This is a genomic window from Parashewanella curva (assembly GCF_003675895.1).
Lineage (GTDB): Bacteria > Pseudomonadota > Gammaproteobacteria > Enterobacterales > Shewanellaceae > Parashewanella > Parashewanella curva.
Genome location: NZ_ML014769.1, coordinates 22962 through 38768, shown reverse-complemented (window position 1 = coordinate 38768; position 15807 = coordinate 22962). Strand labels below are relative to the sequence as shown.

Sequence of the window (15807 nt, the reverse complement as noted above, 5' to 3'; positions counted from 1 at the left end):
CTTTATATTAACGGTTAATAAAGCGTCTATGAGTGCTTACGCTCATTAAAATACCAAAACCAATCATTAGGCTAATCATAGAAGTTCCCCCATAGCTGATCAATGGTAGAGGAACTCCTACTACAGGTAAAATACCAGAAACCATTCCAATGTTAACGAAGATATAAACAAAAAAGGTCAAAGTGATACTGCCTGCTAATAAACGAGCAAAGCTGGTTTGAGCGCGTGAAGCGATAACGAGACCTCGTCCAATTACATAAAGATAGATAGCTAATAAAATCAGACTACCAATGAGGCCGAATTCCTCCCCAATCACGGCAAAGATAAAATCGGTATGGCGCTCAGGTAAAAATTCCAACTGAGATTGAGTGCCTTGTAGCCAGCCTTTACCCCATAGCCCACCGGAGCCAATAGCAATTTGAGATTGAATAATGTGATAGCCAGCTCCAAGGGGATCTTTTTCAGGATCAAGTAATGTCAATACCCGAGTGCGCTGATAATCGTGCATTAGGTAAAACCAAAGTACAGGAAGAAAGGCGAGAGCCGAGCCTATGAGACTAAGCACAATTCTCCAGCTCATACCCGATAAAAACAACACGAAAACACCGGATGAAGCTACTAGAATAGATGTTCCTAGATCCGGTTGCTTGGCAATCAGTAGTGTGGGTACTAATAACAGCACCGCAGCACCTGAAAGATAGCGTTTCTTTGGGGGTAACGGGAACTTACTAATGTACCAAGCCATAGTAATAGGGAAGGCCAGTTTCATAAGTTCCGATGGTTGGAACTCCATAAAGCCGATATTCAACCAACGTTGAGCGCCTTTATTTACTTCACCAAAAAAATGAACACCAATCAGTAAAACAACACCAGTGAGATAAATAGGTAACGCCCACCGCCTAAGCACTTCGGGGTTAATTTGCGCCATAAAAAGCATAGCTCCTAACGCTAATGCCATACGAACCGCTTGTCGTTCAACCATGGCGAAATTAGTACCACTGGCTGAATAAATCGCAAACGCGCCATATACCATTAGGGCTAAAAGACCGATTAATAGCGGTAAATCTATGTGCATACGGCGCCAAATATTTGGGCGATAGTGTTGTGAATTCATTATTCTTTACCCGATGTTTTTGGCCGTAACAGATATTCATCTAACATGGCTTTTGCTACAGGTCCTGCATTTTCGCCGCCCCAACCGGCATTTTCTAATACCACCGAGACCACAATTGTGGGATTTTCATAAGGAGCGTATGCCACTATAAGAGCGTTATCTCTATGTCGTTCTTTAATGGCTTTTGCATCATATTTTGCATCTTGAGCCACGCTGACTACCTGTGCGGTACCAGTTTTCATTGCTGCTTTGTAGGGTGAGTCTTTAAATCGGATCTTATTGGCTGTTCGATACATAGAATCATTTACAATATCCCAGTTATTCTCATCCTTAAGCACAATAGGGGGGCGTTCATCCACGGGGGCTGGTACATTGGTTTGTTGACTTTGCATAGCACGTAATAAGTGTGGAACGTATCGGCGTCCATGGTTGGCGAGAATGGCTGTAGCATTTGCCAGCTGCAGTGGCGTTGCTGTCCAGTATCCTTGACCAATACCAATAGAAATCGTATCACCAATATACCATGGCTGCTCATACTTCAGTTGTTTCCAGTCACGAGTAGGCATATTGCCGGGTGATTCTTCGAAAATATCAATACCTGAGTTATCACCAAATCCAAACGGCATCATAAACTCTGAAATTCGATCAATACCAAGTTTATATGCCATTTCATAAAAGAAAGTATCGCATGAATCAATAATAGCGTGATGGATGTCTACCCAGCCGTGTCCCCAACGTTTCCAATCTCGGTATTTGTGCTCAACATTGGGAATTTGCCAAAAACCTGGGTCCCAAATACGGGTTTTTTCGTCGATGGTATTATCTTCAAGCCCAGCTAGCGCCATGAGTGGTTTGATGGTAGAAGCAGGGGCATATTGGCCTTGAGTGGCACGATTAATCAATGGACGAGAATCGTCATTTAATAATGAACGATAAGCTTTTCCTGAAATACCATGTACAAACTGATTGGGATCGTAACTTGGACTGGATACCAATGCTAAAATACCACCATCACGGGGATCAATGGCAACAACTGAACCACGACGACCCGCTAGCATTTCCATGGCTTTCTTTTGTAGATTAATATCAATGGTTAAGTAGATATCTTGTCCTGAAACTGGTGGCGTGCTTTTTAAGGTACGAATCGTGCGACCACGGTTGTTGACTTCTTCTTCTAAGTGACCTGGTGTGCCGTGAAGTAAGCTTTCGTAATATCGCTCAATGCCTTGTTTACCGATATCTTTGGTGGCCGCGTAATTCTTCCAGTCGTCACTGGCTTCTAGTCTAGCTCGGTCTTTTTGGTTAATTTTTCCCACGTAACCTAAGACATGCGTAAGTAATCCATCAAAGGGATAGTAGCGCTTTAGTCCGGCTTCAACATAGACACCTGGGTATTTATATTGATTGACACTAAATACAGCTACCTGCTCTTCGGTTAAACGAGATTTTAAAGTAAGTGGCTTAAATCGGCGTTGATATTTCAAAGCCTCATTGAAATTGTCAATCTCGTCATTTGATAACTCTATGACCTGCTGTAATTGCTTTAAAGTATCGGCAAGGTTTTTGGCTTTTTCGGGGAGAACCTTTAAAGAATAAAACGGGCGGTTTTCAGCCAGTAGTACGCCGTTACGATCATAAATAAGCCCTCGGTTTGGGGATACTGGAACGACTCGAATACGATTATCATTGGAGCGAGTAGAATAATCTTTAAAGCTCTCTACTTGAAGGTAGTAAAGGTTGTACAGCAAAATGCTGATCATGGCCATCACGCACAAAAATGTAAATAAGGCGCGACGCTTAAACAGTGAAGCCTCAGCGGCGTGATCATGTATGGTCATTCGCTTTTTCGGCGACACAGGTTTCTCCGGCAAATAAAAATAAAGTATTTTTTTATTCGCGATGATAAGGGTGGTTGTTATTAATGCTCCAAGCTCGATATAAGCTTTCTGCTACCACAATTCGTACTAGCGGGTGTGGCATGGTTAACGCCGATAAGCACCAGCTTTGCTGCGCTGCTTGTTTACAGGCTGGAGCTAATCCTTCTGGGCCGCCAATTAATAAACTGACATCGCGACCATCAAGTTGCCATTTATTTAACGTGGTTGCAAGATCCGGTGTGGTAAAATTTTTTCCAGGTAAATCTAGAGTAACGATATGATTACCTTTAGGTATCGCAGCTAGCATTAGCTCACCTTCTTTATGAAGAATGCGAGCAATATCCGCATTTTTACCACGCTTACCGGCAGGAATTTCGACTAACTCTAGCGGCATGTCTCTCGGAAAACGGCGTTGGTATTCTTGAAAACCTTGTGTTACCCAAGATGGCATCTTAGTGCCAACAGCAATTAGTTGTAATTTCATACTCTTTGGATGGTTTAAGCGTGATTATCTGACCATAGTTTTTCAAGCTGATAGAAGTCACGAGTGTGATCTTGCATGACATGCAAAATTACATTGCCCATATCAACCAGTACCCATTCGCTACCATCACGTCCTTCAACGCCAAGCGGTGGAATGCCAGCGTTTTTGCTTTCTAGCGCAACATGCTCTGCGATCGATTTAACGTGGGTTTTGGATGTACCAGAGCAAATCACCATATATTCAGTGATGGTGGATTTTTCTTTAACGTCTAGCTCGACGATATCTCTGGCTTTAAGATCTTCAATCTTATCAACAATAAATGCTTTTAACTCTGCGCTCTGCACGCCTTATACCTCAATGAAAACGGAGTAGCGGCGCAGTATAGCAAGAAACAAGGGGGAAATATATCGAGGGATTTGAGCTAGGTAGGAATATGAAATAAAGTTTTTTTCTATCTAAACGTTGAGTTTCATCCGTATTAAAGAGAGACAAATTCAAATATTGAGGTTCATATGCGTATTAAACATATTTTCGCTACAGTGGTACTCCCTTTGTTTCTAAGTGCTTGCTTGGGTATCCCTAAAGGCATAAAGCCAGTAGAAAGTTTTGATATTGGAAGTTACAGCGGACAATGGTACGAGATTGCAAGGATGAAGAATGATTTTGAGAAAAACTTGGATCATGTTACCGCTAATTATTCATTGAACGATGACGGCAGTATCAAAGTCATCAATCAAGGCATTAATAACAAAAGTGGAGAAATGAGTAACATTGAAGGTTCTGCAACGTTTGCCAGAACAGAAGATATTGGCTATCTAAAGGTATCTTTTTTTAAACCTTTTAGCGCATCTTATGTGATTTTTAAACTTGATCCGAATTATAACTATGCGTATGTGACCAGCTATAACAAGGACTATTTATGGCTGCTTTCACGAACGCCAACCGTATCAAAAGCTGTACTTGATGATTTCTATGCTACAGCCAAAGCAAAAGGATTTAAGGTGAACAATATCATTCAAGTTAATCAAGAGTAAAAATGTTTAAGGAAGGTGTAATCAAACGATGATTATGCCTTAATCGCTTGATCTTGTTTCTAACAAGATCAATTCAATGCCCGCTATCTTGCTACGCAGTCATTAGGTTGGAACAGTCGCGTATATATCTGTAGGTGTTAGTTTTTCTAAAAGCAACAAACAATCAGTATGCCCATTTTCTTGTGCGTAATCTGATGCTGTTTTGCCTTTTTTGTTGAGAATTAGTGGGTCGGCACCCAGTTCGAGTAGTTCCTTCACAAAATCAAATTGCCCCATTGACGCTGCAATATGCAAAGGAGTCTCGCCATTAGCACTCTGAACATTGATTAGCACACCTTTCGAAAGTAAATAGTGGATAATTGGTGCCTGCGCTTGCTGGGCGGCAACATGTAAGCAAGTCCAGCCAGTACTATCTTTGGCAAAAATATCTTGATCATATTGCAATAAATACTGAATACAACTGATAGCCCCACCTGCTGCGGCAAAATGGATGCAACTAAATCCAGTGTTATTCAGTTTTGTTATGTCTGCATTTTTCCTATGTAAGTCACATACGATATCGAGATCTCCATTCTGGCAAGCTAAATGTAACGCTGTCCGACCGATTTTATCTTGAGCATTTATGTTTAAACCAGCCTTTAATACCTTTTGAACTATATCAGGATCGTGAGTTTTCACAGCTAAATGAAGTAAAGATTGTCCATCTTTATTTTTACACTGAACATCAGCAGAAGCATCAACGAGCTGCTGAAACATGGCTGAATTTTTACTACTGACAGCCGCCGTTAATGGAGTCATTCCATCAGTGTTTGGTTTTGAGGGGTTGGCACCTGCTTCAATTAAGCGTTTTACTATTGGCGAGTGATCTGATTGAACAGCGATAAAAAGTAACGTTTTGCCTTCTGCCGTTAGCTTATTTACATCGACTCCTTTAGCGAGTTTGCCTTTTACTTTTTCATCGAGTCCTGACTCACAGGATTTGGCCAGTTTAAGGTTACTCTTATTTAATTTAACTTCTACTCTAAGGAAATACTGTCTAAAAGGTTTGCTACCAGTTAATGACGTTGTATCTGAGCCTGTGTCCTGATAGGTAGAAAATGCATTGCTAGGCAAGTGAAAACTGAGTAATTTATCTTCACCTCTTTGTAATGAGACATATTCTCTTTGTGGGGGAGCTTTGGCGAAAGTAACGATGAACTGCTTGCCTTCTAAGGCCGCAAAACGAGTGATTAAGCTGGTATTAAATTCAAAGTCACCATTAGTTTGGCATTGAATTTGAACTTCTGGATAATTTTTAGATTGTGGAGCAGAAGTAGCCATGATTTATATCTCTTTTTTAAGTCAAAAATATAATATGTGGCTGTACAAACAAAAAATAATTAAAAAGCATTAAAAAAAGTTAATAATAATTTATGAACAACAAGATAACCCTATTCCGTGTTGGCATCTTTTTATAAAGATGCAATGGATTTGTAAACCAACAAATATGGGGTTATTTTTAACCCAAAACTTAAAAGAGATAAGCAAGGCGATAGCTTTCTTCGATGCTATGAGTGACTGAGCAAATTCAAAATGAACAAAGCTTAACTTGTTTTGTTGCGAGTTGAAGCCCACCATTGGAAGTACCCGATAATTGCTTATTGATTAGTTTGTATATGGCTGAACCAACTGCTCAAGTACCTAATCTTGTTAGCTATCTTTATGTTGAAAAAGAAGGAATATGACTGCCGAGTTTGAATAGACAATGGTGGGAGAAAAATGCTGAGTCGTTAGCGAATACTCAGCAACTGAAGGTTAGTTACATGACTATAACTAGCCACCAAAGTAGTATTGAATATGACTTAACGCTAAAGTAAATCAGGTTGTTGCCGTCATTATTATCAGTTTCATACTCAAGATAGAGGGGTTGGAGATACTTCCAGTCTTGTTGATGGTGTCACAGCCGCGTTAAATAAGTCTATTAAGGACGCAGTATCTGAAAGCAAGCAATTTAAAGAAACACTTGCAATGGGAAACTACGAAGACTCAGTATATTGGAGTGCAATGCACTGTCATTCAGAAACCAGCCCTTTATTAAAGAATAAAAGATAGGGAGTCATCTATTTTTGATGTTTTAACAATGATTAACAACCCGTTGCTAATGCCAACTTCATCATGTCGTTAAAGCCATTTTGCCGTTCTTCACTTGAGGTTTCTTCTCCAGTGATCACGTGATCAGAGATAGTCAAAATACTCAATGCTTTGATCTTGTGTTCCATAGCTAAGGTATACAATGCAGCTGTTTCCATTTCTACCGCCAGAATGTTCATTTTTTGTAGGGCAGGGATTAGGTTTTTATCGCAACCGTAAAATAAGTCATTGGTAAAGACATTTCCAAATTTCACATCTAGTCCAAGTTCATTGGCTTTTTCATGGCAACGAATTGCTAATGCAAAGTCAGGCGTTGCTGGGCAATCGTAACCTGCAAATTTGGCTCGATTAGTCGCTGATGCCGTACCAGCTCCCGTAGCTACAATGATGTCACGAACTTTTGCGTCTTCGGCAATGCCGCCTGCGCTGCCTACTCTAATAATGGTTTTAACATTGTAATGAGTAATAAGCTCGTGAACGTATATTGAAACGGAAGGTACGCCCATACCGTGCCCCATTACCGACACCTGCTTACCCTCGAAATAACCCGTATACCCAAACATATTTCGGACATCAGTTATCAATTTGGCATCGGTTAAATAATTGTCTGCAATGTATTTAGCACGAAGTGGGTCACCCGGCATAAATACGATGTCAGCAAAATCACCCTGTTTTGCGTTTATGTGTGGAGTCATTATCACTTTTCCTCAACAAATATAGGGACAATTGTCCTCAAAATGAAAAAGTACCATTGAAAGGTAGACAATAGATATACCAATTTTTTAGAAAGTATTACATAAAAGGAAAGGGGTACTCTAAATGTGAGTAACCCTAAATGATGCTATTGTGTGGCGTTGAGGTTAGCTTGGTCAACCTTAGGTTGGACATCAGCTCCATAATCAAAGGTAACGGCCAAAACTAAAACAAGAGCAGCGGCTGCGGTCAGTTTACCGATAAGAGGTAGGCAGAATCTAAACCAAAGGTGGTAAGGGACGCCAGCCATACCGATAATACCCATTAACACTGCATTGGTCGGGATGATCATATTAGAAAATCCATCTCCAAATTGATAAGCGAGTACTGCCACTTGACGGTTAACACCAATGATATCTCCTACTGGCGCCATCAATGGCATAGTGACATAAGCTTGACCACTTCCAGATGGAATAAATAGGTTTAACACTGTCTGCATGATGAACATGCCAACAGCTGCAAGTTCGGCGCTTAAATGAGAAAGAGGTGAAGACATTGCATGTACAAGAGTATGCAAAATTTGTCCGTCTTCCATAATAAGCGCAATACCGCGTGCGACTCCCACTAAAAGAGCCGTGCTGGCTAAATCTCTCACACCTTCAATAAATTCGTTTGCTGCTCGGTCAGCGTTTAGCTGACCGATTATGGTCGTAAAAATACCCCAGAAGATAAACACCGCACCTAGTTCATATAAATACCAACCCTTTTGAGAAATCCCCCACACCGCGGTACAGATGGTCGCAATGAGGCCCAATAAAATTAATTTGTGGCGACCATTGAGTGCTGGATAACCCTGTTCATCATGGTTTGCGAGTGGACAAGGTAAATGATTAGTTAATGATTGAGAGGGATCGGCATAGACTTTCTTCGCATAGCTCCAAACATGATGAAAGCCAATCAACACGAATGGAAGGAAGATAGCTAAACGTAGTTCTATACCTGAATATACAGGAATATCAGCGACGTTTTGTGCCACCATTACTGTAAAAGGATTAAAAGCAGATACGCCATAGCCTATGCCATAACCTGCAATGGTCATTCCCACTGCCGTCATTGCGTCTAAGCGCATGGCTTTACACAATCCAACAAGGATTAAAACAAAGGGGATGTATTCTCCTGCTGTTCCGATGGCCCCAGAGGCCATTGCAAAACAAAATACCACCATAAAAATGAGCAGATTCGGCTTGTGGTCAAACTTTTCTAATAACCTTCCAATTAATGCATCAATCGTCCCCGTTGCTCGAGCAATTGCCAGTACGCCACCGATAATCAAAACAAAGAAAATCACATCTTGAGCGGCAGCGAAGGCTCTTGGTATAGCAACAAGAAAGTCCATTGGAGTCAAATGGGTAGAGGTGTCGGCTAATGTATATGTGCCGGGAATGACAGCCTGGCGTCCATTGTCTAAGGTTGTTGTTTCAAAGAAACCTTGTGGAACTATCCAAGTGGCTATGTAGGCAATCAGCATCATAGAAAGCAGTAGCACTAGCGTATGAGGTACTTTAAATCCTTCTTTCATTGGAATTATTGTTATTAGCAAAAAGTTAATACCAATGTACCGAAAGAAATTTAGTAGGGCAAATTGGAGTGTTAAATTAACTATGAGGAAAGTAAGTCTTTCTTTAAGGTCTTTGTCTGGTAAGTATTCTATTGTTAGTGTGACATCAGCTGTCTGAGTTTAGCTTCAAAAGGTGGGCGTATCGGTCCCCAAAATTTACCCAATACTAGCGCTTGCTCGGCATCGTTATCGTTGTATTTGTAGGCCACTAGTGTGATAAGGCTGGCGTTACGATTCGCCGACTTACAGTGAACCAAAAAAGGGTGCCCTTTTACTTCTTGGAGGATCTGTTCAAATTTATCTGCATTGTCAAAAGTAATATCTTCTACTCCGCGGATTGGTAAACGACGGAAATTCAATCCCAACTTTAAAGCCTCAGCTTGTTCATTTTTATCGATTTCCTTATCAGGAAGTAAGCAAATGATACTGCAAATTCCTGCTTGCTTGATTGTTGCTAGTTGCTCGGCAGTGATGGAACCTGATGAGATTTCAATATCAGAAATTTGCTTAAGATTTTGAATACAGAGTTTTTGAAGGCTATTAAAGTCTACTTTGTAAGGTATGGCTGTCGATTTATGTCCGGGTAGAAAAGATAATATCGAATGTTCATAGCTTTGATTTACTCTAAATCCCTGAAACTCATCTTGGGAGGCGAACGGTCTCTCACAAGACGCCGACTCTCCTACCGGCGTTGTCATTTCTTTAGGTTCAATCATGTTAATTTCAGCCGAGATTTGATTGACTATGTATTATCTTTAACTTCACTGTCAGATTCTGTCTCTATGTCAGATTCTGTCTCTATGGGAAGCTCCTCAGCTGAGTTCAATTGATCGTCTTGCTGTTCAGTTGATTGAGTTTTTGGTTCCATTTTTGCGTTTGCTTCTTCAGTGAACTGCGGTGTAGTAAATGCTGAAGCTAAGGGACTGACTGGAGCTGATGATGTAGTAGAAGAAGCAATTGTCTTTTCACCTAATACAGACAAGCGATTAATGTAAGATTCAACATTATCGTCATCAACTTTTGGTTTTATTACGGGGATTTCAGGTCTGGTATTTAACAACCAATCATCCACTCCTGTTTCTAACACTGATTTTAGATGAGATTGATATCCAGTATTCTTATATCGTTTAAAAGTATCCGAGATATCAGCGAGTATCAGGTAGGGTTCAAGTTGCTTACAGTAATCATCATTTTGGGTATCGCATATTTCTTTTTTTGCCTGCTGGGTAATTTTTAGCTTTTGTTCTCGAAGATTTTCTAGACGGCTTAGTTCTATTGTTTGACTTGCTATTTGTCGTTCTAATTCCTCTATTGCATCGTTGAGCTTTGTCAGATCTCTTTCTAGTTGCCGTTCTGTTTGTCCTGCATTCGTGATCTGTAACCTATTTGCTAATCTGGCGTTTGAATCGGGTATTGGGTTTGTCTGTTTAGTCGTATTGAGGAAAGATTGTTTTTCTGCTTCTTTTTTGGCTGTTTGTAACATTTTCAAATCATTTGATACTTTAGTTTTGTTCTGTTTTTTTGATGAAAGCTGACTTTCTAATATACCAAGTTGATGATTACTTTCTTTAAACATGATATCTGTTTCGCACAGTGCATTGTAAGCGATAATAAAGTCTCTGAAATTACGATTTTGATCGCACTGTTCTTTATAATATTTAAGGCTGGTTTCGCGGTCTTGTTGATTCCAAACATCTATCTCAGGGAGTTTTTGGCGAAATAGTAAACCCGTTAATTCTCGTTCAAGGTCTTCGACTTCATTAGTAAATTTCACTCTTAAATGTAAATGAGGCTCTAGTTCTCTTAGCGCATCATTGTGTGCTTTTCTAGCTCTTTGTTCAGGGGTGTATATACGGTCATAACCAGCCTCCATTGCAACGGTGAGTATGCCGGCTGCTACGCCTAAACCAACAGACCATTTAACTTCATTTTTTGAAGGTTCTTCTTTAATTCTTAATGACTCTCTTACTGTATAAGGTGCGGTCGCGATAAAGAGAAAGGCTGCTACTCCATGCCCAAGTGTTGATAAATTAAAAGAATCTGTCATGTCATGAGTATGTTTATCTTTAGCTGCAGAAGTGAGACTTTCTAGGTCGCTTTCGGCCATTTTTTTATTAAAGGCCACAAGAATTTGGCGGTGTAAGTTATGTTTTTCTTCTTGGGCGTAGCTACAACCATTAAGCCAAAACCCTCTTTCTTCATAACGGTTTTCTAGCGTAGGGAAAATGGAAAAAGGGAAAAAGGAACTTGATGGGGAGCTTTGAAAGGATGCAGCTTGAGCAGACATACATACCTCGTTAATCAAAATCAGCTAAATACGTTTCAACAAGTTACCAAAAAAACAAGGTAAAAAAATAAAGGTAAACAATTGTTAATGAAGACGTATTGCTTTCAACATTCAGTCTTGCCTCTAATGTAAGGCTTACAAACGTTAATCCGTTTTATCTGTATTTAATTATCAATCTGCATTCCATTGTGAATACTGTTGGATACAGTTTGGTAAAGTCCAATTATTGAACTGCCAGTCTTGAATAGTGAATAATCATCAAAAAAGAAAGGCAACTCATCGTTAATATTAAGGTTAAATCAGTGTTGTTCACAGATACTTCTTTTGCTTAGGATAATGGATTCCAAGCTCTGTTTTTAGTATTGGAAAACTCTTGCATTCATAGTAATTGGTAGGCATAAAGCTAATTATCAATTAAACCACTTCTTGGACGCAAAAGAGTGATTGAAATCCAGCAAGAATCGATATTTTACCCATACAAAGAAGGGCATCTTCATCTTCGAAAAATCGCACCTGTAGGTGGTAAACCGCACTTGACCCCATTTTTTATGCTTCATGGCTCTATTTCCAATGGCAGAGTGTTTTATACAAAATCGGGCAAAGGGCTCGCTTGCTCCCTCGCTAAAGAGGGATATAAAGTTTATGTGTTGGATATGCCGGGGCGAGGCCTGAGCACCCCTAAAATTGCGCGTGGGGTAAACCCTAGCCAAACCGAAGTCATTCGAGAAGTGATACCCAGTATTCAAGCATTTATCTTAGAAGCGAATCCTTTGGCCGATAAAGTGCATTGGCTTGCTCATTCATGGGGCGGTGTACTAATGGCCGCCACTATGCTGCGTTATTCTGAACTGCAATCTCAGGTGGCTTCGTTTGTCACCTTTGGTACTAAACGCCGTGTAAGTGTTAAGAACGTACACCGAACAGTGATGCTTGATTTGGTGTGGAAGCGTTTGTCTATCCCTTTAATGAAACTTAAAGGCTATTTTCCTGCTGCAGGTTTAGGAATAGGAATGGATAACGAAAGCTTTCTTAGTTTGACACAAACCTTTCCTTGGCTCGATGGTGATTGGGTGGACCCTGAAGATGGGTTTGATTATGGCGCCAAACTATCTAATGCTAATTTACCGCCAGCATGGTTCTTTGCAGCGAAAAATGATGCAGTCTTAGGGAATCCCAAGGATGTAAAGTTTACTTTTGATGAACTGCAATTTAAGCAAGGGCAGTTTTTAATTTTAAGTAAGCACAATGGTAATAGGCAAGATTATGATCATGCCAACATGCTTACTCATGCGGATGCTGAGTACGATCATTTTATTGAGTTAAAGCAATGGTATAAAGGTTTAAAAATCTAACTACTAAATATCAGGGCTTTACCTGATGGAAATATTTCCGTAAGTGAGCTTAACTTTATAATAAGTAAGCCGTTTTAGGAAATCAATGATGTCGTTAATTATTGGTGGTATTTCTGTCACGCCCAGTAGAGTGATTGAGCAAAGCACCTTGGATAAAATTGCTGATGCACAAAGTGCCGATGAAATTGAAAATATTGATTCATGGGTTGTGCGCAAAATGGATTGGGTTACTGGTTCTAAACGTGCTCAAGTCTATAAGGCATTGTATGTGCTCACTAATAAAGAGTACTTAAAAAAGGATGCCCCTGAAAAAGTCATGGAGCAAGCAAAGGCGTTATATCTGTTGAGTAGAATGACTCAAGGTGCCAAAGAGCCTGTTACTGTCAAACTTCATACCATGCGCTTACCTAATAGTGAAGAAGGTGACAACTCCAGTTTCCAGCTTGCCTATAAAATTCCTGGACTAAGGGGAAGCGATGATCATACTTCATTTTTAACAGAACCATTCGGTTATCGAGAGTTGAACGGGTATTTTTCAGATACCATTTCTGCAGCTAAAGTGAGACAGCGCTTTCCAACATCTCCAGCAGATTTTCTATCCCTACCTCAGGAACAAAGAACCGCAGCTAATGCAGCCGTTACAGATTTAACAAATAAATCTAAATTATTCACAGATAAGTGTCATCAGCTTGCAACTTTAGAGTACTTACCTCAAGGGAAGCATGAACCCGAATGGACAAAAGAATTTAACAGTGCAGTTAAAACTTCGGTATTGGGTGGACAGGCTTATTTACCTTTCGGCCAACAGGCTAAAATGCAACGTGGTCCTTACAATGTGTTTTGGGATACGGCAACGTATCGATTGCAGGAGCAACGATGGAACAGAATCGAACATCACGAGTCGATGTTTGGATTATTTCATAGCTCAGGTATTACTGGCATGATCATTCGAGAAGTCCCTGTAAGGGATCCCAATGGGACAAAATACTTAATCCCTACACTGAGGCCCATTGCCCCGAGAGTAGTGACTTATTTGTCTGAGCGGGTATTGGATAGGTAAAGAGACTTCGAGTCGATATAGTTTCGTACTTTTAAGGGAAATAATTGGCTGCAATCTTCATTTTGTTGCAATTGATTTCTTATGAAAGTGGAAGAAATTGGCTTAGGTTTTACTGGAATTAAGAAAATATTTCCTAAGGTATTGTCCAATTTATAATGATTTTTGATAAAACGACGAGCAATCTTACCCTTGATTTGAGCCGAATAAGTGTAATCAGGTCGCTGAGTAACAGCAATATCACAAAGCTCGAAAAGCTGCTCATATTGATGCCAAGTATGCAGCGACAATAGCGAGTCAGTGCCCATAAGGAATACAAAGTGATGGCTTGGGTGCGCTTGCTTTAATTCCGCTAAAGTTTGTACAGAATAGCTCGGTGTATCTCGTTTTAACTCAATATCACACAGTTCAAATTCAGAATATTCTTCACAGACTAACTCCACCATTTTTATGCGATCTTCAGTGCTTGCATGAGTGCTTTGTTTATGAGGTGGAATGTGGTTAGGCATTAGCCAGATTTTATCTAAGCCTAATTTTTCTTTCACTTCTAAAGCTGGGCAAATATGGCCGTAATGAATAGGATCAAATGTGCCACCAAGGATGCCTATTCTCATGATAATTTTATATGAGCAAGTGAATTATGGGCAACAGGATCAAACAGCAAACACAAGTGGCTGGTGGCTGTCCAGTCTTCGATACCATGTTGTTTTAGGTTGAGTTCGATCTCAGAAGCCATGGCTTGCATATGCTCAATGTTAGAAAGACTCAAGCGATTAAGGGCATCTTGATACATGGGTTTACGCTTGTCCCAAATACGCAGTTTTTTCCAAAGTGCAGTTAAGTTCTCTCGATTTTTTTGCGCTTGTTTAAGTTGTTGTAAGGTAGAAAGCTCTTTAAATAAAGCCCACAGAATAATTGGCATCGCCGTATCTTCAGCTTTTAATTGTGCCAGCATATGCATGGCTTTCTTCTTTTTGTTGATAAGCAATGCATCAACAAGTTGGAATACACTAAAGCGAGATTGGTCTTCAAAATATAGGCTCAATTGCTCTGCTGATATTTGGTCTTTACTGGATAACAGTTGTAACAGCTGTAGTGCTTGATCAGCGGCTAATAAATTACCTTCGTATAAGGTGACTAACATAGCACGAGCAGCGGCTTGTAAACTTAAACCGAAGTAATTGATTCGTCCATCTAACCAACGCTGAAACTGTGGTCCCTCTGGCGTATTGCACGGCAAATATAAGCCTTGTGTATCAAGTGATTTAAACCATTTGCTATTGGTTTGCTCGGCGGTGACTTTAGGGCCATGAATGATAAGTAAGGTATCTGGATTAGGCTGTGCCATTAACTCCTTTAAAACATTCGCTCCTTCAGTACCGGGCTTAGATGTAGGTAGAGATAACTCAATAATACGACGACTGGAAAATAAGCTCATCGCTTGCCATTCATTGACTAAGTCATTCCAGTTGAATTGGTTTTCTTGGTGAAGCTGTATGCGTTCTTCAAAACCTTTTTTTTTGGCTTCGGAAAGGATCTGACTTTTGCAATTTTCAATCAGCCAAGGGTCATCACCAAATAGTAGGTAAACGGACTTAAAAGGAGAAAGGTTTTTATACAGCTGATCGGGAAACAGCTTCATTTTTTCTCCTTATTTATTGCTTAAAAGCAGCGATAGTTTGCACGATTCTGTCGGCTGCTTGAATGCGCATTTCGTTAACAAGAAGATTCATTTCTCGACTCTTTGCCAAGGCTGTTCGCGGATCATCAAGGTAGTCTCTACGGATCTCGACTTGAAAAGGCTTTGCTTCTTGATTTGGTAACTGAATCGTAAAGTTAACATGGTACATCAACTCATATTCTGCGACGTTACCACTTGGATAAAAGGAAAGGGTTGAGCGCTCTAATGAATCAGAAATCAAATTCAATCTTGGCTTTGATTGGTTCAGGTCAACAATTGAAATGTTGTTGAGTTGCATACGTTCATGAACTAATCGAGTCAGTTTACTGTATTTATCCTGACTGGTTAGGCTCATGGTTTGCAGCTCTTGCGGTATAGAGTAACTGCCCTGTAATTTGAGGCCACATCCGGCAGTGAGCATAATGCTCACTGCCATCATGGCGAAACCTATGCGTTTAATTAGCATGAGTGTTCGCTTTC

At 40.2% G+C, this 15807-nt stretch carries 15 protein-coding genes; 3 read left to right on the top strand and 12 right to left on the bottom strand.

Translation table 11 applies throughout. The features are described 5' to 3' along the window. Positions 1-7: 7 nt before the first annotated feature. The 4 genes from rodA to rsfS are packed head-to-tail and all read right to left on the bottom strand — an operon-like array spanning position 8 to position 3819. Positions 8-1114: a rod shape-determining protein RodA gene (gene rodA, locus D5018_RS08405; RefSeq protein ID WP_121838566.1), complete on the bottom strand. Its 1107-nt coding sequence runs from the start codon at positions 1112-1114 to the stop codon at positions 8-10. After that, entirely contained in the window at positions 1114-2970 is a 1857-nt protein-coding gene (mrdA, locus tag D5018_RS08400; RefSeq protein ID WP_121838565.1) for a penicillin-binding protein 2, read from the bottom strand. Before mrdA ends, rodA begins: the two co-directional genes overlap by 1 nt. Before the next feature lie 34 nt (positions 2971-3004). Continuing rightward, positions 3005-3475 carry a 23S rRNA (pseudouridine(1915)-N(3))-methyltransferase RlmH gene (rlmH, locus tag D5018_RS08395; protein ID WP_121838564.1) on the bottom strand — a complete coding sequence of 157 codons (471 nt, stop codon included), beginning with the start codon at positions 3473-3475 and terminating at the stop codon, positions 3005-3007. Between the two features lie 14 nt (positions 3476-3489). Beyond that, positions 3490-3819 carry a ribosome silencing factor gene (rsfS, locus tag D5018_RS08390; protein ID WP_121838563.1) on the bottom strand — a complete coding sequence of 110 codons (330 nt, stop codon included), beginning with the start codon at positions 3817-3819 and terminating at the stop codon, positions 3490-3492. A 168-nt stretch (positions 3820-3987) separates the two neighbouring features. On the opposite strand from rsfS, the gene D5018_RS08385 reads away from it, so the two are divergent. Next, positions 3988-4509, top strand: coding sequence for a lipocalin family protein (locus D5018_RS08385; RefSeq protein ID WP_121838562.1), 522 nt, complete (start codon positions 3988-3990; stop codon positions 4507-4509). A gap of 102 nt (positions 4510-4611) precedes the next feature. Here the strand turns inward: D5018_RS08385 and D5018_RS08380 are convergent, their stop codons facing one another. From D5018_RS08380 to D5018_RS08360, 5 genes are all read right to left on the bottom strand, one after another. Continuing rightward, the gene (locus D5018_RS08380; protein ID WP_121838561.1) at positions 4612-5829 is read right to left on the bottom strand and encodes an ankyrin repeat domain-containing protein; all 1218 of its coding nucleotides are present in this window, start codon (positions 5827-5829) and stop codon (positions 4612-4614) included. An 803-nt stretch (positions 5830-6632) separates the two neighbouring features. Then, positions 6633-7334 carry a purine-nucleoside phosphorylase gene (deoD, locus tag D5018_RS08375; RefSeq protein WP_121838560.1) on the bottom strand — a complete coding sequence of 234 codons (702 nt, stop codon included), beginning with the start codon at positions 7332-7334 and terminating at the stop codon, positions 6633-6635. 146 nt (positions 7335-7480) lie between these two features. Further along, entirely contained in the window at positions 7481-8911 is a 1431-nt protein-coding gene (locus tag D5018_RS08370; protein WP_121838559.1) for a YfcC family protein, read from the bottom strand. A gap of 134 nt (positions 8912-9045) precedes the next feature. Next, complete coding sequence (locus tag D5018_RS08365; RefSeq protein ID WP_121838558.1) at positions 9046-9666, bottom strand: protein-tyrosine phosphatase family protein; 621 nt, start codon at positions 9664-9666, stop codon at positions 9046-9048. Between the two features lie 26 nt (positions 9667-9692). After that, complete coding sequence (locus D5018_RS08360; protein ID WP_121838557.1) at positions 9693-11237, bottom strand: hypothetical protein; 1545 nt, start codon at positions 11235-11237, stop codon at positions 9693-9695. Between the two features lie 443 nt (positions 11238-11680). On the opposite strand from D5018_RS08360, the gene D5018_RS08355 reads away from it, so the two are divergent. After that, positions 11681-12589, top strand: a complete 909-nt coding sequence (locus D5018_RS08355; RefSeq protein WP_121838599.1) for an alpha/beta fold hydrolase — start codon at positions 11681-11683, stop codon at positions 12587-12589. Positions 12590-12674: 85 nt separating this feature from the next. Beyond that, positions 12675-13649, top strand: a complete 975-nt coding sequence (locus D5018_RS08350; protein ID WP_133309257.1) for a hypothetical protein — start codon at positions 12675-12677, stop codon at positions 13647-13649. Here D5018_RS08350 and nadD read toward each other — a convergent pair. The 3 genes from nadD to D5018_RS08335 are packed head-to-tail and all read right to left on the bottom strand — an operon-like array spanning position 13619 to position 15793. Then, positions 13619-14260 carry a nicotinate-nucleotide adenylyltransferase gene (nadD, locus tag D5018_RS08345; RefSeq protein ID WP_121838555.1) on the bottom strand — a complete coding sequence of 214 codons (642 nt, stop codon included), beginning with the start codon at positions 14258-14260 and terminating at the stop codon, positions 13619-13621. The two genes, D5018_RS08350 and nadD, sit on opposite strands and share 31 nt — an antisense overlap. Beyond that, positions 14257-15288 (bottom strand): DNA polymerase III subunit delta, encoded by a 1032-nt coding sequence (holA, locus tag D5018_RS08340; protein WP_121838554.1) that lies wholly within the window; start codon positions 15286-15288, stop codon positions 14257-14259. Before holA ends, nadD begins: the two co-directional genes overlap by 4 nt. A 13-nt stretch (positions 15289-15301) precedes the next feature. Then, on the bottom strand, positions 15302-15793 hold the full coding sequence (locus D5018_RS08335) for an LPS-assembly lipoprotein LptE (protein WP_121838553.1): 492 nt from the start codon (positions 15791-15793) through the stop codon (positions 15302-15304). Positions 15794-15807: the final 14 nt, after the last annotated feature.

Coding starts and splice junctions, on each gene's coding strand:
- rodA (WP_121838566.1), bottom strand. CDS start 1,114: ATGAATTCACAACACTATCGCCCAAATATTTGGCGCCGTATGCACATA.
- rlmH (WP_121838564.1), bottom strand. CDS start 3,475: ATGAAATTACAACTAATTGCTGTTGGCACTAAGATGCCATCTTGGGTA.
- D5018_RS08385 (WP_121838562.1), top strand. CDS start 3,988: ATGCGTATTAAACATATTTTCGCTACAGTGGTACTCCCTTTGTTTCTA.
- D5018_RS08380 (WP_121838561.1), bottom strand. CDS start 5,829: ATGGCTACTTCTGCTCCACAATCTAAAAATTATCCAGAAGTTCAAATT.
- deoD (WP_121838560.1), bottom strand. CDS start 7,334: ATGACTCCACACATAAACGCAAAACAGGGTGATTTTGCTGACATCGTA.
- D5018_RS08370 (WP_121838559.1), bottom strand. CDS start 8,911: ATGAAAGAAGGATTTAAAGTACCTCATACGCTAGTGCTACTGCTTTCT.
- D5018_RS08365 (WP_121838558.1), bottom strand. CDS start 9,666: ATGATTGAACCTAAAGAAATGACAACGCCGGTAGGAGAGTCGGCGTCT.
- D5018_RS08360 (WP_121838557.1), bottom strand. CDS start 11,237: ATGTCTGCTCAAGCTGCATCCTTTCAAAGCTCCCCATCAAGTTCCTTT.
- D5018_RS08350 (WP_133309257.1), top strand. CDS start 12,675: ATGATGTCGTTAATTATTGGTGGTATTTCTGTCACGCCCAGTAGAGTG.
- nadD (WP_121838555.1), bottom strand. CDS start 14,260: ATGAGAATAGGCATCCTTGGTGGCACATTTGATCCTATTCATTACGGC.
- holA (WP_121838554.1), bottom strand. CDS start 15,288: ATGAAGCTGTTTCCCGATCAGCTGTATAAAAACCTTTCTCCTTTTAAG.
- D5018_RS08335 (WP_121838553.1), bottom strand. CDS start 15,793: ATGCTAATTAAACGCATAGGTTTCGCCATGATGGCAGTGAGCATTATG.